The organism is Natronomonas salina, assembly GCF_013391105.1.
Taxonomy (GTDB): Archaea; Halobacteriota; Halobacteria; order Halobacteriales; family Haloarculaceae; genus Natronomonas; species Natronomonas salina.
Map to the genome: position 1 here is coordinate 923,580 of NZ_CP058335.1, position 20,377 is coordinate 943,956.

At 68.2% G+C, this 20,377-nt stretch carries 21 protein-coding genes and 1 pseudogene; 10 read left to right on the forward strand and 12 right to left on the reverse strand.

The window, feature by feature from the left end:
- Positions 1–67: 67 nt before the first annotated feature.
- Together HWV07_RS05165 and HWV07_RS05170 are read right to left on the reverse strand one after the other, a co-directional pair.
- On the reverse strand, positions 68–646 hold the full coding sequence (locus HWV07_RS05165; protein WP_178333273.1) for a hypothetical protein: 579 nt from the start codon (positions 644–646) through the stop codon (positions 68–70).
- 684 nt (positions 647–1,330) lie between these two features.
- Positions 1,331–2,473: an acyl-CoA dehydrogenase family protein gene (locus HWV07_RS05170; RefSeq protein ID WP_178333274.1), complete on the reverse strand. Its 1,143-nt coding sequence runs from the start codon at positions 2,471–2,473 to the stop codon at positions 1,331–1,333.
- A 120-nt stretch (positions 2,474–2,593) separates the two neighbouring features.
- Between HWV07_RS05170 and HWV07_RS05175 the strand changes: the two genes are divergently transcribed.
- Positions 2,594–3,406 carry a lipopolysaccharide kinase InaA family protein gene (locus HWV07_RS05175; RefSeq protein ID WP_178333275.1) on the forward strand — a complete coding sequence of 271 codons (813 nt, stop codon included), beginning with the start codon at positions 2,594–2,596 and terminating at the stop codon, positions 3,404–3,406.
- A 76-nt stretch (positions 3,407–3,482) separates the two neighbouring features.
- On the opposite strand, the gene HWV07_RS05180 is transcribed toward HWV07_RS05175, so the two are convergent.
- The gene (locus HWV07_RS05180) at positions 3,483–3,929 is read right to left on the reverse strand and encodes a bis(5'-nucleosyl)-tetraphosphatase (protein WP_178333276.1); all 447 of its coding nucleotides are present in this window, start codon (positions 3,927–3,929) and stop codon (positions 3,483–3,485) included.
- Positions 3,930–4,078: 149 nt separating this feature from the next.
- On the opposite strand from HWV07_RS05180, the gene HWV07_RS05185 reads away from it, so the two are divergent.
- The 3 genes from HWV07_RS05185 to HWV07_RS05195 all read left to right on the forward strand — a co-directional run bounded on the left by HWV07_RS05185 (position 4,079) and on the right by HWV07_RS05195 (position 6,652).
- Positions 4,079–4,408: an uS10/mL48 family ribosomal protein gene (locus tag HWV07_RS05185; protein WP_178333277.1), complete on the forward strand. Its 330-nt coding sequence runs from the start codon at positions 4,079–4,081 to the stop codon at positions 4,406–4,408.
- 192 nt (positions 4,409–4,600) lie between these two features.
- Positions 4,601–5,326: an SCP2 sterol-binding domain-containing protein gene (locus HWV07_RS05190; RefSeq protein WP_178333278.1), complete on the forward strand. Its 726-nt coding sequence runs from the start codon at positions 4,601–4,603 to the stop codon at positions 5,324–5,326.
- Between the two features lie 51 nt (positions 5,327–5,377).
- Positions 5,378–6,652 carry an amidohydrolase gene (locus HWV07_RS05195; RefSeq protein ID WP_178333279.1) on the forward strand — a complete coding sequence of 425 codons (1,275 nt, stop codon included), beginning with the start codon at positions 5,378–5,380 and terminating at the stop codon, positions 6,650–6,652.
- 144 nt (positions 6,653–6,796) lie between these two features.
- Here the strand turns inward: HWV07_RS05195 and HWV07_RS05200 are convergent, their stop codons facing one another.
- A complete protein-coding gene (locus HWV07_RS05200) occupies positions 6,797–6,967 on the reverse strand; it encodes a hypothetical protein (protein WP_178333280.1) in 171 nt (56 codons plus the stop codon).
- A gap of 263 nt (positions 6,968–7,230) precedes the next feature.
- Here HWV07_RS05200 and HWV07_RS05205 point away from each other — a divergent pair, with 263 nt between their 5' ends.
- Positions 7,231–7,926, forward strand: a complete 696-nt coding sequence (locus tag HWV07_RS05205) for a DUF4013 domain-containing protein (protein ID WP_178333281.1) — start codon at positions 7,231–7,233, stop codon at positions 7,924–7,926.
- Between the two features lie 36 nt (positions 7,927–7,962).
- Here HWV07_RS05205 and HWV07_RS05210 read toward each other — a convergent pair whose 3' ends face one another.
- Together HWV07_RS05210 and HWV07_RS05215 are read right to left on the reverse strand one after the other, a co-directional pair.
- Positions 7,963–8,460, reverse strand: a complete 498-nt coding sequence (locus tag HWV07_RS05210; RefSeq protein WP_178333282.1) for a LabA-like NYN domain-containing protein — start codon at positions 8,458–8,460, stop codon at positions 7,963–7,965.
- A 52-nt stretch (positions 8,461–8,512) separates the two neighbouring features.
- Positions 8,513–9,253 (reverse strand): proteasome assembly chaperone family protein, encoded by a 741-nt coding sequence (locus tag HWV07_RS05215; protein WP_178333283.1) that lies wholly within the window; start codon positions 9,251–9,253, stop codon positions 8,513–8,515.
- 89 nt (positions 9,254–9,342) lie between these two features.
- Here HWV07_RS05215 and HWV07_RS05220 point away from each other — a divergent pair, with 89 nt between their 5' ends.
- The 3 genes from HWV07_RS05220 (at position 9,343) to HWV07_RS05230 (ending at position 12,414) form a co-directional block, all read left to right on the forward strand.
- Positions 9,343–10,254 carry an RsmB/NOP family class I SAM-dependent RNA methyltransferase gene (locus HWV07_RS05220; protein ID WP_178333284.1) on the forward strand — a complete coding sequence of 304 codons (912 nt, stop codon included), beginning with the start codon at positions 9,343–9,345 and terminating at the stop codon, positions 10,252–10,254.
- A complete protein-coding gene (locus HWV07_RS05225) occupies positions 10,251–10,754 on the forward strand; it encodes a DUF7122 family protein (RefSeq protein ID WP_178333285.1) in 504 nt (167 codons plus the stop codon). The genes HWV07_RS05220 and HWV07_RS05225 overlap by 4 nt, the downstream gene beginning before the upstream one ends.
- 346 nt (positions 10,755–11,100) lie before the next feature.
- Positions 11,101–12,414, forward strand: coding sequence for an MFS transporter (locus tag HWV07_RS05230; protein ID WP_178335995.1), 1,314 nt, complete (start codon positions 11,101–11,103; stop codon positions 12,412–12,414).
- Positions 12,415–12,428: 14 nt separating this feature from the next.
- On the opposite strand, the gene HWV07_RS05235 is transcribed toward HWV07_RS05230, so the two are convergent.
- Entirely contained in the window at positions 12,429–13,931 is a 1,503-nt protein-coding gene (locus tag HWV07_RS05235) for a DUF790 family protein (RefSeq protein ID WP_178333286.1), read from the reverse strand.
- Between the two features lie 94 nt (positions 13,932–14,025).
- Between HWV07_RS05235 and HWV07_RS05240 the strand changes: the two genes are divergently transcribed.
- Positions 14,026–14,955: a hypothetical protein gene (locus tag HWV07_RS05240; protein WP_178333287.1), complete on the forward strand. Its 930-nt coding sequence runs from the start codon at positions 14,026–14,028 to the stop codon at positions 14,953–14,955.
- Here the strand turns inward: HWV07_RS05240 and HWV07_RS05245 are convergent.
- From HWV07_RS05245 to HWV07_RS05260, 4 genes are all read right to left on the reverse strand, one after another.
- On the reverse strand, positions 14,952–15,833 hold the full coding sequence (locus HWV07_RS05245) for an endonuclease III domain-containing protein (RefSeq protein WP_178333288.1): 882 nt from the start codon (positions 15,831–15,833) through the stop codon (positions 14,952–14,954). The genes HWV07_RS05240 and HWV07_RS05245 overlap by 4 nt on opposite strands.
- A gap of 59 nt (positions 15,834–15,892) precedes the next feature.
- Positions 15,893–16,339 carry a hypothetical protein gene (locus HWV07_RS05250; RefSeq protein WP_178333289.1) on the reverse strand — a complete coding sequence of 149 codons (447 nt, stop codon included), beginning with the start codon at positions 16,337–16,339 and terminating at the stop codon, positions 15,893–15,895.
- Between the two features lie 128 nt (positions 16,340–16,467).
- Positions 16,468–17,250, reverse strand: coding sequence for a S1C family serine protease (locus HWV07_RS05255; protein ID WP_178333290.1), 783 nt, complete (start codon positions 17,248–17,250; stop codon positions 16,468–16,470).
- 84 nt (positions 17,251–17,334) lie between these two features.
- A complete protein-coding gene (locus HWV07_RS05260; protein WP_178333291.1) occupies positions 17,335–17,748 on the reverse strand; it encodes a DUF371 domain-containing protein in 414 nt (137 codons plus the stop codon).
- A 324-nt stretch (positions 17,749–18,072) separates the two neighbouring features.
- Between HWV07_RS05260 and HWV07_RS05265 the strand changes: the two genes are divergently transcribed.
- Complete coding sequence (locus HWV07_RS05265) at positions 18,073–18,963, forward strand: coiled-coil protein (protein WP_178333292.1); 891 nt, start codon at positions 18,073–18,075, stop codon at positions 18,961–18,963.
- Positions 18,964–19,214: 251 nt separating this feature from the next.
- On the opposite strand, the pseudogene dnaJ reads toward HWV07_RS05265, so the two are convergent.
- A pseudogene (gene dnaJ, locus HWV07_RS05270) lies at positions 19,215–20,365 on the reverse strand (molecular chaperone DnaJ).
- Positions 20,366–20,377 lie beyond the last annotated feature (12 nt).

The following is a 20,377-nucleotide window of genomic DNA, read 5'->3' on the forward strand; positions in this document are numbered from 1 at the left end:
GGCATCCACGAGCTCTGGGTAGCTCTGCGAAAAAAGATGATTCGGGGAACCGCGAGGGGCCCGATTACTACGGATCGAGCAACCCAGCGACGGCACACAGCAAGTTCCCGAGCAGGTTGCCCGGGCCTGCCACAGCGGTAATATCGATCGCGATCGTTTCGGTCTCGATCTGGAGTCCGAGCAGATCCAGGAAGATCGGTTGGATGACGAGTTCGAGGATCGGACATTCTCCCGAGGAGTTCGGGCTGAGGAGGCCAAGAACATCCTCTAATAGTCCGAGCACCGTCTCGAAAGCCTGGTTTATCTGTTGGGTCGGGTTCTGGGTGAGTCTCCCCTGCAGTCGCCCGGCTGCAACCAATTCGCCGGCTTCGTTCACGTCAAGTTCGTCAATGACGAGTTTCCCGTCGAAAGTAGCTTCTTCGCCGGTCTCGAAGGCGTTATTGTCGACAACGTCGGTCTCTTCGGCTAGTGTACCGCTCCACTCGTCTTCGAAGACCAGCCTGTTGACGTTGGAGCCGTTGCCCTTTGCCGCGGCCGCGCCCGTGGTGGCAAACCCTCCGCCACCAATCGCACCTGCTGCGACGATTGTTTTGAGGAGTGTACGTCGACGACCGTCCGGTGACCCGCTTTCTTCATTTCTGTCCATTGTGTCGTGCCGCCTGGTGGCGACATCGGTCGTTGATTCGGGGTGGGTATTGTTAGCAGGTGACCCTTCTAACGTTTATTGCGTCGGCTGGGTATCAGACTCTAAGCAGTACCGAGTAAGGGCCGACGGGAGTGATCTGTTCGAGAGATATCGAGGATGTACTTCGAGCGACGCCAACCTACTCCTACGGTCGTATCCGGACTGCGTACCGCCGCTGCGTGAGGATACGTTTGCTTATCGGCCTTTTGCGTCCCCTTTCCAGCAGGGGTCTCGCTCAGATTGGAGAAATGCTAGTCCTGATTTGACTGGTACGAATACTGACTAGTAGCTGGGTGATCCGCTTCTACGTATCCGGTTAGAAGGTTGGCTGTCGGTGACAATTTACTGGCCATCTTCTCCCTGTTCAGCACTGGATTCCTGACGAGATGGGGCGTTATTCAGCGCGCTTTGTTGAACCCCCGGATCAACCGGATTGGTAGCGGAGCGATTCCAGTGCGACGAGACGGAACGGTTCGGGAGTCGAAGTCTGCCAACAGACCGGTTCGAACACGGTGGCCCCTGCTCCTGTTCTTTTCTCTCGTTCTCCTCACCTACCTGTACGGCACGGTGTCGTAGATGGTCCCCCCACGACGACCGATAGCTGGACCCCTGTACGGACAGGTTCGACAGGAGAAGCCCGGGTTTCTAGAGCCCCAGTTCCCGCCCGAGTACGAGGTGCTGGATCTCGCTGGTCCCCTCGCCGATCTCCATCAGCTTCGCGTCGCGGTAGAACCGCTGCGGCGCGAAGTCGGTGGTGTAGCCGTAGCCGCCGAGCACCTGGACGGCGTCCTCGGCGACCTCCCGGCAGATCTCGGAGGCGTCCAGTTTGGCGAGCGAGGAGATGCGGGTGACGTCCTCGCCGTCGTCGTACTTGACGGCGGCCTTGTGGGTGAGCAGGCGGGCCCGCTCGATCTTGCGGTCCATCGAGACGATCATGTCCCGGACGGCGTCGAACTTCGAGATCGGACTGCCGAACTGCTCGCGCTCGGTGGCGTACTCGCGGGCGGCCTCGAAGGCGCCCTGACCGAGGCCGGTCGAGAGCGCGGCGATGGAGATGCGGCCGCCGTCGAGGGTCTTCTTGGTCTGCTCCCAGCCCTCGCCCTCCTCGCCGAGGAGGCGGTCCTCGGGGATGCGGACGTCGTTCAGCTGGAGCTCGCAGGTCGGGGAGGCGTTGAGGCCCATCTTGTCCCAGATGGTCGAGACCTCGAAGCCGTCGTCGTCCTCCGGGTCGACGATGAACGTCGAGATGCCGTCGTAGCCCGCGCCCGGTTCGGTGACGGCCTTCACGAGGACGCTGTTGGCCTCGCTGGCGTTCGTGATGAACTGCTTGGTGCCGTTCAGGACGTACTCGTCGCCGTCCTTCTCGGCCATCGTGTCCATGTCGGAGGCGTCGGAACCGGAGCCGGGTTCGGTGAGCGCCCACGCGCCGATGCCCTCGCCTTCCGCGAGCGGGCGGGCCCACTCCTCCTTCTGTTCCTCGGTACCGAACTTGATGATCGGCATCAGTCCCAGCGAGGTGTGGGCGACGTACGAGAGGCCCACCGAGCCGGAGACGCGGCCGAGTTCCTCGGCGACGAGGGCGTACATGAGGTAGTCGCCGCCGGCGCCGCCGTACTCCTCCGGGACGGGGACACCCATCAGGTCGAGGTCCGCGAGCTCCTCGAAGATCTCCTCGGGGAACCGGTGCTCCTCCTCGATCTCCTGGGCGATGGGTTCGACCTCCGCCTCGCAGAAGTCCCGGACGACGTTCCGGGTCATCTCGTGTTCACCGGGGAGCGCGAAGTCCATGCGACCGTCTTTGACGAGTCGCCAGATAAACGTGCCGCTACGAACGACAACGAGTTTATCGTTTTCCGACAGCCGAGTGGCCGACACCTTTTAAGAATCCAGACGGCCTACCTCCAGAGGATGGCATTCCGACGGTTCCTCCGGGCGAGCGTCCCCCAGTCGCGACTGGAGGCGGTCGCCGAGGAGGTCGCCCGCCGCTACGGCGGCTCGTCGGCGAGCCTGGAGTGTCTCGACGCCGACAACTGGCTGTCGGTCCCCTGCGTGGTCGACGACCGCTGGTTCGTGAAGATCATCGCCGACCAGCACACCCTCGTCCACGGCCTGCTGACGACCGGCCGGAACATCGGCGCCTTCTCGTCGGGCACCGAGGGGTTCTTCGAGCGGTTCTCGACTCCCGTCGAGATGGCCGAACACGAGCTGGCGGCGACCCGCCGGATGCGCGAACTCGGCGTCAGCGCGCCGGAGCCCGTCGAGGCGTTCGAGCACGACGGGCTGGGCGTGCTCGTCCTGGAGTACCTCCCTGACTTCCGGGCGCTCGACGAACTGCCGCCCGCCGACGTCGAGCGGTTCGCCCCCGACCTCTTCGAGAACCTCTCGCGGATGCACGACGCGGGCATCGCCCACGGGGACCTCCGCGCGGAGAACGTCCTCGTCGCGCCGAACCGGGCCGGCGAGCAGACGCTGTTCTTCATCGACGCGACGCGGGTCCGCGACGGGGCCATCGAGGACGCGACGGCGTACGACCTCGCGTGTGCGCTCGCGTCGCTGGCCCCGCACATCGGGGCCGCCGCGGCCGTCGCGGCCGCCCTGGAGCACTACTCGCTGGAGGAACTCCTGGCGGCGCGCAGATTCCTCGACTTCGTCAACATGCGTCCCGACCACGACTTCGACAACGCGCGGGTGAAAGGCGAGATCGAGAAGGTCGCGACCTGAGCGGGTGGTAGTCGCCCACCTCGAATCGAGCCGCAGCTATCCGGGTCCCCGGGTGGCGAGGCCGTCGGGTCGACTGTCACTCCTCTTCGTCGTCCTCGTCGTCCTCCAGTTTCTCGTCGATGAAGACGTGGGCCTCCTCGAGGATGTCCCGGGGGCCGTCCTGGGTGATGGTGTTGATCGCCTGCTCGTAGTCGCGCCACTGCAGGTCGCGGTGCTCCGACGAGAGCTCGGCGGACGCCTCGTAGGACCGGGCGATGAACAGGTGGACCGTCTTGTGGATGGTGTTGCCGTTCGCCTCGAACACGTAGTCGTAGTCTTCTCGGAAGCCGTCCAACAGCCGGAAGTCCTCGATCCCGGCCTCCTCTTTCACTTCGCGGATGGCGGTCTGCTGCAGTTCCTCCTCGCCCTCGACGCCGCCCTTGGGGAACTCCCAGTCGCCGGGGCGGGACTTCAACAGCAGGTACTCCCGCCGGCCACGCGTATCGCGAAAGAGGATGGCTCCCGCGCTCGTGGCCTCTATCATTACCCCGTTGTAAACAGCCGGGTGGTAAATGGGTATCGGACGGCGGTGAGCGTCCGGGACCGTCGGACGGCGGCCGCCCGCGGGACCGCCCCGCGCCGCTCGACCGACGGATAGGTGCGTTTTTGCCCGTCCAGCCGCCAGGGACGTACATGCCCTTCGTCACCACCATGACGCTCCAGAGCGGGGACCGGGACGTCCTCGAGCGCGTCGTCGGGGACATCAAGACCCGCGCGGAGCGCAAAGGCGTCGAGTTACGGGGGCCCCACGCGGAGTCGCCGAAGGACCGGTCGGTGCCGCAGTCCAGGCGGCTCGCCGCCGACGGCGGCCGGTACGCGCCCTGGCGCTACACCGTCTACGAGCGCCGGATGGAGATCGTCGGCCACGACGAGTTCGCCCGCGACGTCGCCGGCCAGTCGTTCCCGCCGGGCGTCCACGTCGACGTCGACGTCGAGCGCGTCTCGGCTCCCGGGAGTCGCTGACGGGGTCGCGTCCACTCCGGTACCACTCGGCTCGGAACGACCCCGACCGCGCCACCCCCGCTCCATTCTCTCCCCCTCCTCGTCTGATCGCGCCCGGTCCCGCCGGTATGAAGACCCGGTCATTCGAGCGCGTACGTTCATGCAGGTCCCCGCTCGTGTTAGTGATGGACTCGCACAGTCCGGAACCCGACCATGAGCGCGACACAGCACACCCTGGCGGAGTACTTCCCGACGGAACCGTGGCTCGAGAAGTACCGGACGGCACTCGAGGAGAACGACGACCTCGCCGAGAGCGGGGACGGGTGGGGCGTCGGCTGGGAGGGCGCGATGGTCTTCGAGATCACCGACGTCCCGGTGGACGACCGCACGGTGGCCGACCTCCCGGAGGAACTCCGCGAGCAGGTCACGGAGCCGATCCGGTCGCTCCCCGAAGAGAAGGTCGAGTCGGTCCTGGAGGCCGCGCCGCCGGACGTCAGGGAGGCTGTGGAGGCCCGCGACGGGTCGCTGCGGGAACGGGCCATCGCGGAGCTCGATGAGACGGTGCTCGAGGAGGCACCCGACCGGCTCTGGCCGGAGCTGACCGCGGAGCTCCCCGAGATACTCGTCGAACTGCTCGACCAGCTCGACGAGAGCGTCACCGCGGACCGGTCGGTGTACGCCTGGCTCGACGTCCACGACGGCGGCTGCCGGGAGGTGGCCGTCCTCGAGGAGCGGTCCGAGCGCGACCGCGGCTTCGTCATCGTCGGCGACTACGAGCAGTGGAAGCGGCTCGTCGCCGGCGAGGGCGAGGTCATCAACATGATCATGAGCGGCGAGCTGGAGCTGGAGGGCGACATGCAGAAGCTCCTCGAGTACACCCAGGCGGCGACCGACCTCGTCGACACCGCCGTCGAACTGGACTCGAAGTTCATCCTGTGACCCCCGTCGCGGTCTCTTGAAGCTTATACCCGTCCGGCGCCAGCAGAGGGTATGAGCACGGACCGCCGCGACCGGCTGGTCGCGCTGCGTCGCGACCTCCACCGCCACCCCGAACCCGCCTGGACGGAGTTCCGGACCACCGCCCGCATCGTCGAGGAACTCGAGGCCGTCGGCGTCGACGACCGCTACGTCGGCCGCGAGGCCCTGGCCGACGAGCGGCTCTCGGTCCCCGAGGAGAGCGAACTCGACGCGGAGCTGGAGCGCGCTCGCGAGGCCGGCGCCGACCCGGACCTGCTGGAGCAGATGTCTGGCGGCTGGACCGGTGCCGTCGCCGTCCTCGAGTGCGGCGAGGGCCCCACCGTCGGCCTCCGGGTCGACATCGACGGGTTGCCGATCGAGGAGTCGACCGACGACGACCACCACCCCGCACGCGAGGGGTTCCGCTCCGAGACCGGGGCGATGCACGCCTGCGGGCACGATGCCCACGCGACCATCGGCATCGGCGTCCTCGAAGCGATAAAGGACAGCGACTTCTCGGGGACGCTGAAGGTGTTCTTCCAGCCCGCCGAGGAGGTCATCGGCGGCGGCAAACCGATGGCCGAGTCCGGCCACCTCGACGACGTCGACTACCTCCTTGCGCTCCACGTCGGCCTCGACTTCCCGACCGGCGAGGTCGTCGCGGGCATCGAGGGCATCCTCGCGGTGACGCAGTTCTACGCCACCTTCACCGGCTACCCGGGTCACGCGGGCGCACGCCCCGAGGAGGGTCGCAACGCCGTCCAGGCGATGGCGACCGCCGTCCAGAACCTCTACGGCATCCCGCGGCACAGCGAGGGCGCCTCGCGTGTCAACGCCGGCCGCGTCGGCGGCGGCACCGCGACGAACATCATCCCCGAGGAGGCGTTCGTCCACGGCGAGGTGCGCGGTCGGACCACCGAGGTCCGCGACTACACGTGGGACCGCGCCGTGAAGGCCCTGGAGGGGGCCGCCCTCTCCCACGACTGCGAGGTCGACGTCGAGGTGGAGGGCGAAGCGCCCTCCGCGAGGAGCGACGAGGAACTGGTGAGCGTCGTCCACGACGTCGCCTCGGCCCACCCCGACGTCGACCGCCCGACCCGACGGGGCGAACTCGGCGGCAGCGAGGACGCCACGTTCCTCATGCAGTACGTCCAGGACAACGGCGGCCTCGCGACCTACGTCAGCGTCGGCACCGACCACCCCGGCGGCCACCACACCGCCACCTTCGACGTCGACGAGGACTCCCTCGAGATCGGTGTCGACGTCCTGCGCGACGCCATCGTCTCGATCAGCAGAAACGAACCCTGAGCGTCGGTGCCCTGCCTGACTTATACGAGTCGGGCCCGGGCGAGACGTTGCCCGTCGAGGGCGACGATCGCGAGAAGGACGAGAACGGTCAGATCGAGCGTTCCTGCGATCCCGGCCAGCGGTTTCGGGTCGCGCGTGGAGAACTCACGGTTCTGCGGGCTCCTCGATCAGGGTGAAGGACGCGTCGCCGCACTTCCCGTCTTTCTCGGTGCCGATGGGGACGATACTCCCGTCGGGCCAGACGCTCACGACGATGATCGCGCCGCAGTTCTCGCACTCGGCGACACCGCGGTTCTTGGCTGTTGCCTGGGACATGGGTGGGCTCCCGACAGCGACTGTCGGCTACTGTACTAGTGCGGTCCCTCCGGGGAAAGGCTCCCGTCTAAATAATTTGGTCCGCCTAATCCTCACACCCTCTTGCCCCGAGCAGTTCGGACTGATTCCGGGCCTCGGACAAGTCTTTTTACTGATATATTACTCGCCAAGTCGTCAGAGATGCGTGTTTGTGCCTGTTAACGTAGATATAGAATAACCTGAGCTCCGATATGTATAAGCTATCTGCGGCCGTACGTATCTCCATGTCCTCGATAGAAGACTCGTTGACGTACCCCATGGAGAGCGACGACTGGCTCGTGACCGTCCTCATCGGCGGGGTCCTCACGTTCCTGAGCTTCCTCGTCGTCCCGATGTTCCTCGTGTCCGGCTACCTCGTCCGCGCGATCCGCGCGAACCTCGACGGCGAACCGGAGCCGCCCGCCTTCGGCGACTGGGGCGAACTGCTCGTCGACGGCCTCAAGGCCACCGTCATAGGATTCGTCTACATGCTCGTCCCGCTGATCGTGATGTCCGTCACGGTCGGCGGCGCGGTGCTGGCGATGGCTACCGGCAGCGAGGCCGGAGCAGTGGCCGGGATCGGCGGGATGATGATCGGCCTGCTGCTCTCGTTCGTCCTGGTGCTGCTGTTCGGCTACCTGTCGGCGGTCGGCATCGTCAACTTCGCCCGCGAGGAGCGCTTCGGCGCCGCCTTCGACGTCGCGGTCCTCCGCGACGTCGGCTTCGATATGAAGTTCGCGGTCCCGTACCTCGTCTCGGTCGGCGTCCTCGTCGTCGCCGGAATCGTCGCCTCAATCCCCGTGGTCGGGTTCGTCCTCGGCGTGTTCGTCAGCTTCTACGCGCTGATCGTCGCGGCCCGGCTGTGGACCGACGGCTTCACGCAGGCGCGCGACCCCGCCGGCTCGAACCGCCGGCGCGAACTCGACGAGACCGTCGCCTAGGGCGACGTCCCGTCTCGAAACCACGTTCTGACGACCTCAGAGGAGATACTGTTCTTCGTTCTCGTCCATGTCGACGAAGGAGTCCGCGGCCTCGATCAACTCCTCGGCCGTCGAGGAGCCGAAGCCGAACACCTCCGTCCGGACGCCCTCGTGGCGGAGGTGCGTACAGAGGCGGGCGAAGTCGCCGTCGCCGCTGAACAGGACGAACGTGTCGATCTTCGGGGCGAGCGTCACCGCGTCGAGGCACATCCCGAGGTCCCAGTTGGCCTTCTTCGAGCCGTCGGCGAACGTCTTGATGTCCTTGATCTTCGTCTCGAAGCCGATGTCGCGGAGCGCCTCGAAGAAGTCCTCCTCGGAGGGCGAGTCCGCGCGGATGACGTAGGCGATCGCCCGGACGAGTTCGCGGTCGGCGACCGCCGCGTCGAGCAGCGCCGTGTAGTCGATGTTCCGGGAGTAGGTGCTGTGGGCCGTGTGATAGAGGTTCTGCGAATCGGCGATGACCGCGACCCGCTGGGTCTCGTGAATCGGCGGCATAGTCGGAGTGGTTCTCCCTGCCGGATATGTTTTCGTATCGACCCCGAACCGGTCACTGGAAGCCGCGGATGGGCTTCGCGCGGGTGCTCTGGTTCTGGTCGGTGTCCTGGAGTTGCTTGGCGAGTTGCTCGCGGGCCTCCTGGATCTCGCCGGCCTGCTCGACCAGCGCGTCGGTGTCGACGTCGATGCCCGCGATGGGGGCGACGCCGTGCTCGAGGATGGCGCGGGCGGCCTCGGGGTCCGGGAACTGCCCCTCGGTCTGGACGATGAGCCCGACGGCGTCCAGCCCGATCTCGCCGGCGCGGTGCAGCAAGGCGCCGGTCGGCCCCGTGATCATCCCGCCCTCCCGCGGCGGGACGAGCCCGGCGTCGTCGATGCGGTGTTCGGCGTCGCCGGTGGCCACGCCGTACAGCTCCGGGGAGTTGCCCTTCTCCTCGACCAGCCCGCTGAGGTAGATCGGGAAGACGTCGTGCTCCTGGATCCACTCGGTGACGCAGTCGGCGAAGCCGGTCGCCTGCGAGGCCGAGACCGGGACGTCGCTCTGCAGCACCACCAGGTCGTTCTCCGCGTCGGTGTAGAGCCGGACGGGCGGGTAGAGGTCCGAGCTGTTCGAGCGGTAGACCGACACCTCCGGGATGCCGTCGCAGTGGACGGCCCCGTAGTAGTCCATCTCGTGTTCCTCGACGAGGTGGTCGGCGGCGATCTTCCCCACGAGGCCTGCGCCGGGCAGTCCCTCCACCAGCACCGGGTCGTCGAAGTCGACGTCCTCGCCCTGGACCTGGACGTGTGCCATGGTCTAGCTCAGGGGCGGTGCGAACTTAAGCGTGGGCGCCCGAATGCCCGAACCGACACCGACAAACCCGGGGCCGCCGGAGGCCGGGTATGGACCCGCTCGCCAGATACGACCCGCTGGTCGACGACCCGGCGGCCTTCCACGCGGCCTGCGAGCGACCGCTGCCCTCCGTCGTCAGGGTGAACGACATCAAGGCGACGCCCGAGCGCGTCCGGCGAGCCTTCGACGACGCCGGGGTCGACTACGAGCCCGTCGACTGGCACGACGGTCTGTTCCGGCTCGGCGACGGCGAGAAGCCCGGCAACACCTGGCCGTTCGTCCACGGCTGGGTGTACGGCCAGGAGGAGGTCTCCGCCGTGCCGGCGCTGGCGCTCGACCCGGACCCCGGCGAGCGCGTGTTCGACTGCTGTGCCGCCCCGGGGAGCAAGACGACCCAGCTGGCCGCACTGATGGACGACCGCGGGCTGCTCGTCGGCAACGACAACAACCTCGGCCGGCTCTCCGCACTCCGGTCGAACGCCGAGCGCTGCGGGGTGACGAACCTCGTCGTCACCCGCCAGGACGCCCGGAACTTCTCGCTGAAGCCGCTCTCAGGCGAGCCGTTCGACCGCTCTCTCGTCGACGTCCCCTGCTCCTGCGAGGGGACCGTCCGGAAGAACCCCGACGCGCTCGAGGGGTGGTCGATGGACCACGTCGAGGGCGTCTCGGGCGTCCAGAAGGGCATCCTGGGCCGGGCAATCGAGGTGACCCGCGACGGCGGCACCGTCGTCTACTCGACCTGCACGTTCGCGCCCGAGGAGAACGAGGCCGTCCTCCAGCACGCCCTCGAGGAGTACGACTGCCAGCTCGTCGACTACGACCTCGACCTCGAGCACGTCCCCGGCGTCACGGAGTGGGAGGGCGAGCAGTACGACGACTCGATGGAGCGCGCCAAGCGCATCTACCCGCACCACAACGACACGGGCGGGTTCTTCTGCGCCAGACTGGAGGTGGGCGCGTGACCGACAACGACGGCCAGCGGTTCGACCGCCTCCCGGCGACGGCCGACGATCGAGAGGTCGAAGGCCGCGCCACCCGCCGCGAGGTCGTCGACTGGTGGGTCGAGCGGTTCGGCCTCGACCGCGAGACGTTCGCCGACTACACCTTCTGGGAGAAGGGCGCCGGGAAGATCTGGGCGTTCGCCGACGACCTGGACTCCCCCGCCGACGTCGAGGGACTGGGCATGACGTTCCTCCGGACCCGCCAGGAGCACTGGAAGCCGACCACGGACGCGGTCCAGCGGTTCGGCCCCGAGGCGACGAAGAACGTGGTCGTCCTCGACGAGGCCGACGCCCGGGCGTTCCTCCGCGGCGAGGACACCGACCCAGAGTGGGACGGCGACTGGGGCTATCTGATCGCCGCCCACGGGATCGCCGGCGACGTCGAACCCATCGGCGTCGGCCTGTACCTCTACGACGAACTGCGCTCGCAGATGCCGAAGGGCCGCCAGCGAGACCTGTAGCGTCGGCCGCGGAGGCGGGATACGTTCGTCGAGCCGACCTCGACGAGTCGAGAGGTCCTCCGACGGACCCGCAGATTCCGGAGAGTTCCGCCCCCGATTTCTGGACGTTCGGATACCTTAAAGAGACAATATCCGATTGAGGAGTGGTAGACCGTCCAGGGGCGGCCACCATTGCTGGACTCACGTCCACAGACACCACTATTACCGATTGTTCGTACAACTAATACGTCGAGATGTACGCAACCAACAGCAAAAGTCCCGAATCGTTGGTCATAGTTCCAGTATCGACGGCACCAGACGACCCTCGCGCCGCCCGCCTGGGGGTGAGAGGATGGGCCTGATCAGGATGACCAAGTGGCGGACGCTCGTGCTCGCCACCGCGGGGTTCAACTTCTCCTTCCTCATCTGGTTCTCCTTCGCCCCGTTCACCGGGCCGATGGCCGAGGAGTTCGGCCTGTCGCTGGCCGAGATCGGCATCCTCGCGAGCGCGGCCATCTGGCTGGCGCCGTTCGGCCGCATCCTCACCGGCTGGCTCTCCGACAAGTACGGCGCGCCGACGGTGTTCGCCATCGTGCTCACCTACGTCGGCGTGTTCTCGATGGCGAGCGCGTTCGCGCAGTCCTACGCCGTCTTCTTCGTCGAGCGGCTCATCGTCGCCACGGCGGGAATCACGTTCGTCATCGGCATCCAGCACGTCTCCGAGTGGTTCGAGGAGGCGCAACTCGGCACCGCCGAGGGCATCTACGCGGGCGTCGGAAACGCCGGCGCCGCGGGCGGCGCGCTGATCCTCCCGCGTGTGTTCGGCGCCGACTGGAGCGGGCCGCTGTTCGAGACGAACTGGCGGGCGGCGTTCTTCTACACGGGCGTCGTCTCCATCCTGCTGGCCGTCGTCTACTACTCGCTCGGCGAGGCCGCGAAGACCGAGGCGAAGCGCCAGGCGACAAAGGAGAGCGCGAGTTTCAAGGGCTGGCTCTACACGGCGACCCGCTACGGGACCGTCGTCCTCGCGCTCGCGTACGTGATGAGCTTCGGGCTGGAGCTGTCGATGAACGGCTGGCTGGCCACCTACTACCGCGAGGGCTTCGCCACCGACGACCTCGTGCTCGCGAGCACCTTCACCGCGACGTTCTCCGTGGCCGCCGGTCTGTTGCGACCCATCGGCGGCTACGTCAGCGACCTGCTCGCGCGCAAGGAGAAGGACATCCTGCCGTTCTTCACCGGCCGGTACCGCGAGCAGTGGACGTTCGTCTCGCTGTGCTTCATCGTCGTCTCGATGTTCGGGATGACGCTGGCCGGCCTCTCCGGCCGGGTGATGGTCGCCGTCGGCGCCGGCTTCGTCGTCGGGATGGCCTGCGCGTTCACCGAGGGCGCCATCTTCGCGCAGGTCCCCGCGATGTTCCCGAACAGTTCCGGCGCGGTCGCGGGCGTCGTCGGCGGCGTCGGCACGGTCGGCGGTATCGTCTACCCGCTCGTGTACTCCGCGCCGTTCCTGGCGAGTCTGCACACCGGCTACTCCATCGTCGCCGCATCGATGATCCCCATCGTCCTGCTGGCCGCCTGGGTGTTCCAGCCCGACGTCGCCGAGCGGGCGACCACGGACGGCCTCGTCGGCAGCAGTTCCGGCGGCAGTGGCGGGACGACGCCCAGCGTCGACGACTGATTGCTGCTCCGGGCTCACTCCTTCTCCCGGACCGTCCCGCCGGACAGCCCCTCCCACTCGACCCGGTAGCCGAGCCGGGAGAGCGCCGCCGAGGCGTCGTCGATGCCCCGCTCGTCGAGCACCGCTTCGGCCGCCGCGAGGTCCACCCCGGCTTCGATCTCCTCCGCGACGGCGTCGAGGACCGACGGGCGGACCAGCGTCCGGCCGATCCGCTCGTGCTCGGGGAACGCGACGTCCTCGACGGCCGACTCCGGGACGCCGTACTCGTCTGCGAGCGCCTCGATGGTCGTGACGTCGGCCTCCGGCGCGAGTTCCGCCGGCAGCGACGCCGCGCTCTCGGCTCGTAGCTCCGTCTCGTACGGCCGGAGCGCGTCGCGGACGTCCTTCAGCCGGACCGTCCCCGAGTAGGGGATGGCGCGGTGTCCCTCGGCCTCGATGGCCTCGCCGACGCCCAGCGACTCGTCGTAGGCGACGACGAACGCCACGTCCTCGAGGTCCGCGAACCGCGAGAGCTTCTTCTCGACGTACTCGGGCGTCCAGAACCCCATCACCTCGAAGAACACCCTGTAGTCGCCGTGCTTCCAGTCGAAGGCGAAGTCGGGGATGACGACGTGCTCGCCGGCCGCCAGCGGCTCCGGCTCGCGGACGATCGCCCAGTCGAGGTCAAGCGAGTCGAAGCGCGCGTAGAAGTCCGACTCGACGCCGCTGTCGAAGGTCGGCTCCGCGACCGGCTCGGTCCCCGGCACCGAGACGTCGCCGTCGTCGAGGGTCAGCAGCCGCTCGGTCCCCCGGTCGTCGATGTCGGCTTCGAGGTGCCACTCGTGGGCCTTCGCGACCGTCCGCAACAGCCGCGCGAACCGCGTCCCGTAGCGACGCGAGCGCCGGAACAGCGCGTCGGGGCCGGTGACGACCACCTCCCGTCCCTCGTCGGTCCGGCGGATCTCGTACATCAGCCGCAGGCGCTTGACCGCCGAGACGAGCGCCTTCGGGTCCGAGGAGCGGACGCGGACCTCGACGGCGTCGAAGAGGGCGGTTTGAGCCAGCGAGAGGTCGTACTGGCGTCGCAGCGATTCCGGGTCGTAGCTCGCGTCCACGTCGACCAGCACCTGCTCGACCTCGCGGTCGGCGAACAGCGACGCCTCGACGGCTCCCGGGTCGGCGTCCAGCCGGTCGGCGGCCGCGGCGAGGGCCTGCTCTCGCTCGGACTCCGTCACCACGCCGACGTCCTCGGCCGCCTCGAACGCGGCCGTCCGGGCGCGACGCGGGTCGACCGCGGCCCGCGTCTCGAAGGTCGCCTCCCGCTCCAGGAGCTTGGCGAACCCCCGGACGAGTTTGAAGTCGTCGGCCTCCCGCTCCAGGTCCGTCAATGCCGCCTGGAGGGTCTCGCGGCGCTCGCCGACGTGCTCCCGGTAGACGTCGAGGACCGTACCGGCGAGCGCCTCGTCTCCGGGGTCGGAGAAGCGAGGCTGGTAGCCGCCGCCGGCCCGCGAGACGCGCAGGAGGTCCTTCGTCAGCACTGGGTGGGAGTCGGCAGGCGACCGCCAAAAGTGCCCCGGCGTGGCGGTGCCGGAACCGCAAAGCACTACTCCGATATCCGTCTACCCCTTCGCCGTGTATCGATTCTCCCGGACGCTCGGCTACCTCGCGTTGCTCGCTACCCCGGGTGCCCTGCTGGCGGCAGCGTTCCTCGGCGGCGACGCGACGCCGACGGTCGGCGTCACCGGCGCCACGGTGCTCGCCGGGAGCGTCGGCGCGCTCGTCGAGGGCGAACGCCTCTTCGGCGCGGTCGACGACCCGGGGTTCGGGATCGCCGACGCCGCCGACGGGCTCGCCGTTCCGGCCGCCGCGGTCGTCACCTACGTCCTGAACGTCGAGGCCGGTCTCGGGCCGGTCGTCGCCTCGGCGCTCGTCGGCCTCGTCGCGGGCGTCGCGCTCCCCGAGGTCGACGCGTCGGCCTACTGCGGGACCTTCGTCGGGATGGCCTCCGCGCAGGTGTTCCCCGCCCTCGAGTACGTCGCCCTGGCCGGCGTGCTCTCGGGTGCGGCCTACGTGGCGACCGACGACCTCTTCGCCGGCTTCGGCGGCAAACTCGGCACGATCGCCCTCTTCGGCTGCGCGAGCGTCGTCGCACTCACCGGCGCCGGCTTCGGATCGGGCGACCCGCTCCCCCTCTCGAACGCCTGGCCGATCGTCCCCGTAGCCGCGGCGGGGGCCGTCGCGGCGGTCGTCGCGAGCCTGCGGCTGGAGTGGGGCGCTGTCGTCGGGTCGGCCGTCGTCGGCCTCGTCGCAGGCGTCGCGCTCCCGGCCGTCTCCCGGACCGGCGAGACGCTCGCCGCGGTCGCGTTCTGCGCCTCCTTCGTCGGGATGTCCTCGACGGATCGCCTCCGGAGCGAGGCCCACGTCGCCGTCGCCGGCGGCCTCTGCGGGCTCGTCTTCGTCGCTGTCGCGACGGTCTTCGCCGGCGCCGGCGGCAAGCTTGGGACCATCGCCTTCGTCTCCTGTCTCTCGGTCGCCGGCGCCGAACGGCTCCTCCTGGACTAGTCGCCGGTCGATTCGGCGGCCTCCGGCGCCTCCGCCGGGTCGACGACCTCGCCGGTCTCCGGGTAGACCCCGACCTGGTCGCAGAGGTCGGCCATCGGACAGGCCTCGGGGTCCTCGAGGCAGGCCGGCTTGCGCGCGGTGCAGTACTCGCGGCCGAACTGGATCATGGCGGTGTGACCGAAGCCGCACTTCTCGGCGGGGACGTCGCGCTCGAGGTGTTCGCGGACGGCCTCGTGGTCGGCGTCGGCGGGCGCGACGCCCAGCCGGCGCGCGATGCGGTGGACGTGGGTGTCCACGGGGAAGACGCCGCCGCGACCGCCCGCGAACAGCAGGACGCAGTCGGCCGTCTTCGGCCCGACGCCCTTCATGTCGAGCAGCGTCTCGCGGACGGCCGCGGGTTCGGCGACGGTGACGAACTCGTCGAAGCCGTCCTCGCCGCCGTACTCGTCGACGATCCGCTCGGCGAGGCGGATCAGGGTCTTCGACTTCTGGTTGTAGAGGCCCGCCGAGGAGATGGTCTCGGCGAGGTCGTCCTGGGAGGCGTCGGCCAGCGCCGCCGCGAGGTCCACGTCGTCTCGCGGCTCGCTCCGTTCACCGCTCGACCGTTCCGAGGCGCGTGGCGCCTCGCTCCCCCCGTATCGCTCCATCAGCGCGTCGTGGGCCGGCTGGCTCGCCTTGTCGGAGGTGTTCTGGCTCAGTATCGTCCGGACGAGACACTCGAAGGCGTCGCGGCCGCCGTAGGTCTTCTGCCAGTACAGCTCCCCCAAGCGGTCGACGACGCGCTCGGCGCGCGATCCCGCGTCGTTCGGGTCGAACTCGTCGAACGCGCCGCCGCCGGCGGTCCCCCCGGAGATGTTCTCGGCGGGTTCGTCGTTCATACCCACGCGTTAGGACCCCCACCTCAAATGCGTGTCCGACGCCGCTCGTCGCCGTCGGGTCAGCAGCTCTCCCGGGCGGGTCCGAACGCGACCTTGTAGTTGCCGTTGGCCTTGCACTCCTGGATCGACCGGATGACGTACGTCTCGTCCTGGACGAGTTCCGCCTCGTTCGGGATGACGTACATCGACGCGTCGGACTCGTCGTCGTCGGAGTCGCAGTACTGTATGTCGTACAGGAGGTACGTCTGGTCGGCCGACTCCCCCGACATACAGCTCGCCGCTCGCGTGGCCGATTCGGGCATGGACGACAGCGTGAAGGGACGGTTCCGGTCGGGCTCCTCGTCCACCTGCGCGCGGCCGCCGCGCTTGTTCGAGGTCGCGGCGCTGCTCGAGAGGCCGCCCGAGACGCTCCCGGTGACCGCACCGCCGGCTGCGAGCGCGCCGGTCGCCACCGCGCCGTTTCGAAGGATGCTACGTCGACTCAGGGTAGGTTCGTCGTCGGTCATGGGGTCTCCGGCTCCGGTGAGCCGGGCGGACGTACACGCAACCGGTTGGAAAGCCTTGTACCTGCAGTGCCCGGGGGATTAAGTCGTCTAGAACCCGACAAGATTGAGGCGGCGGTGGGATTCCGCGGTCAGCGCCAGCCGTCGACCCGGTCGAGGACGGTCTCGATTGGCGCCGCCGTCGTCTTCCCGACCTGGGGCAGCCGGGTGAACACCTCGTCGGAGCGGGTGTGCGGCGAGTTCTCGGGGGCGGTCGTTCCGCTGACGAGGCCGACGACGGTGCCGTCGGCCGTCAGCAGCGGACCGCCGCTGTTGCCCTGCGAACTCGGGACCGTCGAGAGCAGCCAGTCGATGCGCTCGAGGTGCTGGTCGTACCGCCCCGCCGAGATGATCCACTTGCCCGTCCGCGAGGGGTGGCCGATGGTCAGCAGCGGGTCGCCGCTGGAGAGGTCGTCGCTGCTGCCGGTCGGCAGCGCCTCGAGGCCGGAGATGTCGGTCCGGAGGAGGCCGACGTCCGGGTCGAGGTCGGCCTCGTAGTCGACCGTCTCGGCCTCGCCGGTCTCGCCGCCGAACGTCTCGACGGTGAACGTGTCGCCGAGTTCGGCGACGTGGGCGTTCGTCACGACGTAGCCGGCATCCGCGTCGAGCACCCAGCCCGTCCCGCTCCCTCGGCCGTACTCGAGGTGGAGGACCGACTCGCGCGCCTCGACGGCCGTCTCGCGCAGGCGCTCGCGGGTGGCGTCGTCGAACTCCGGTTCGCCCTCCGAGACGAGGTCCGGTCCGGACTGCTGTCTGACCCGGTCGACCTCCGTCCGGACCTGTTCGAGCCCCTCCCGGGCCGAGCAGCCCGCGAGGGCGCCGGCGACACCCGCGGCGCCGACCGAGAGGAGTCTCCGTCGCGTGAGATCGGACATACCAGTCGTACTCGGCGCGGAGGCAAGTAGATTCTCCCATCCAACGGTCGAAATCGGGCGTCCGGCACGCTCCGCGACGGCTCGTCACTCCACCCGGAGGACGCACTCCAGGTCGGCGCCGCCGGCGAGGGCGTCGACGAGCGCCCGGTCGACGTCGGCCGCGGCGGCGTCGGCCGCCACCATCACGGTCCGGTCGTCGACGTAGTCGCTGGTCCGGCCGACCAGGCTCCGGTCGCTCTCGAAGGTCAGTTCGGGGTGGCCGCGGCCCCGGATCACCTGCTCGTGGCCGTCCGCGCGGAGCGTCGCGGTGATGGTCGCCTCGCTGGACCGGCACGCCTCGACGAACGCCTCGTCGAAGTCGGCCGGGACCGCGTCGGCCTCGACGGCGAGGATGCAGTCGCCCGCGGGCGTGAGCCAGTCGTCGCTCGTCAGCTCGAAGGTGCTCGCGTGCTCGGCGCCGACGTTCTCGTGGCCCGTGGCCCGGACGAGTTCTTCCATGCCGGGTGGGACTGCGGGCGGCCACTTCAGCCGTCCGCTCTGGGCCGCCCGGCCGCTCGAGAGCGGGTTTTTATACTGCGCCGCGGCGTGTGGTAACCCCTATCGTTTGATTTCGCGGTGCTTGGTAGCTCCTTTCATGGGTGTGGACCTCCGGAATTTTTAAATACGGCAACCCAGTAGTAACGAGTACCAGAACGCGTCCGGCGTTCGGCAGCATCGTCAGCCGACCAGAATGACAGGTCAAACCTTCCTTGTACGGCGACCGAACCGCTCGGTAGCCCTTGCTGTCCGCGGCCGGAGCGGTAATGGAGTAGAACGATAACCATGGCTGAGTCAATAGACGAATCCAAGAACGTAGAACTGACAGACGACGACCTCGAGAACAAGTCCAAGGGGCAGCTCATCAAGCTCGCCGGGCAACTCCGCGACCGGCGGAACGAGCTGAACCAGATGGCCTCCGAGCGGGCCTCGAAGCGCGACGAGCTCAACGCCAAGACCCGCGAGAAGGTCGACGAGGCCCAGGAGCACCGCGAGAAGCGCGACGAGCTCAACGAGCAGGTCCAGGAGCACAAAGAGAAGCGCAACGAGCTCAACGCCGAGGCCAACGAGCTGTTCGACAAGGTCGACGACCTCAAGGACGACCTCGAGCTCAACGAGGGCAAGAGCGTCGACAAGCTCAAAGAGGAGATCGAGGAACTCGAGTTCAAGCAGCAGACCGAGGTCCTCTCGACCGAGGACGAGCGCGAACTCATCGAGAAGATCGAGGACAAGCGCGAGAAGCTCTCCGACCGGAAAGAGAAGCTCGACCAGGGCGGCGACCTCGAGGAGATCAAGGAGGAGGCCCAGGAGGTCCGTGCGGAAGCCTCCAAGCACCACCAGAAGGTCACCGAACTCGCCGACAAGGCCCAGGAGCACCACAACCAGATGATCGAGGCCTACCGCGAGGCCGACGACATCCGCGACGAGGCCGACGAGTGGCACGAGAAGTTCGTCGACGCCCAGGAGGCGGCCGACCGCCACCACGAGGACTTCGTCCGCGTCCAGAAGCGCCTGCGCGAACTGGACAAGGAGGAGGAGGAAGAGCGCAAGGGCGACCGCGCAGAGGAGCGCGAGGCCGCCAAGGAAGAGGCCGAGGAGATCTACCAGAAGTTCAAGGAAGGCGAGACCCTCGACACCGAGGACCTGATGAAGCTGCAGAAGGCCGGCAAGCTGTAACCCCGGACGCTACTTTCGGCTCGCGTTTTCGACCGTGCTGATTCCCGGATAGTGCCCACTTCGTGATCGCCGAGCATCCGCGAGCGAAGCGAGCGGTTCACCGCGCCCGAACGTAGTGAGGGCGCGGCCTTTTTCATCGACGTTCGTCAGAGCGAAGCTCTGACGCAGCCCATCAGAAATCGAAGATTTCTGAGGACGTTTTTCGAGGAGTGGGTCGCGCGGAGCGCGACCCCGACGAAGAAAAAGGTCGGTTAGAAGGAGTTCTTCAGCTTCTCGAAGAACCCCTGCTCGACGTCGATCTCCTCGCCGCCGGCTTCGGCGAAGGCCTCGAGTGCCTCCCGCTGCTCCTCGTTCAGCGACTCGGGTGTAACGACCCGGACCTGGACGTAGAGGTCGCCGTGACCGCGGCGCTGGAGCCGGGGCATGCCCTTGCCCTTGAGGCGGAAGGTCTCGCCGCTCTGGGTGCCCTTCGGGATGTCCATCTCGACGGCGCCGTCGAGCGTGGGCACCTCGACGGTGTCGCCGAAGACGGCCTGCGGGAACGAGATCGGGTGGCGGTACTGCAGGTCGTCGCCGTCGCGGTCGAACTCGGGGTGGTCCTCGACCTGGACCTCGACGAGGAGGTCGCCGTTCCGGGCGCCGCGCTCGCCGGGCGCGCCCTCGCCGTCCATCCGGAGGGTCTGGCCGCTCCGGATGCCGGCCGGGACCTCGACCTGCAGGGTGGCCTCGTTGCGGACCTGGCCGTCGCCGCGGCAGGTCGAACAGGTCTCCGAGTAGATGGTGCCCTGGCCCTCGCACTCCCGGCAGGTCTGGGTCTGCTGGACGCGGCCGAGCGGGGTCTGGCGGACGGTGGTCTGCTGACCGCGACCGTTACAGGCCGGGCAGGTCCGGGAGTCGGCCTCCGGCGGGTGGCCGGCGCCGTCGCAGTCGGGGCACTGCTCGGGTCGGGTGACGGTCAGCTGCTTCGTGACGCCCTCGTAGGCGTCCTCGAGGTCGACGGCGAGGCGGGTCTTGAGGTCGGCGCCCTGCTGGGGGCCGGAGCGGGAGCCGCCGCCACCGCGCCGAAGAACTGCTCGAAGATGTCGTTCATCCCGCCGCCGCCGAAGGGGTCCTGGCCGCCCATCCCGCCCATGCCGCCGGCGCCCCGGCCGCCGGAGTCGGTCGCGCCGCGCTTGTCGGCCTGCTCGAAGCGCTCGTGGCCGAGCTGGTCGTACATCTGGCGCTTCTCGTCGTCGGTCAGCACCTCCTTGGCCTTCTGGACCTTCTTGAACTTCTCCTCGGCGTCCGGTTCGTCGGAGACGTCGGGGTGGTACTCCGAGGCCTTCTCGCGGTACGCCTTCTTGATCTCGTCCTCGCTCGCGTCCCGGGAGACGCCCAGCACCGAGTAGAAGTCCTCGCTCATTCGTTGTGGGTG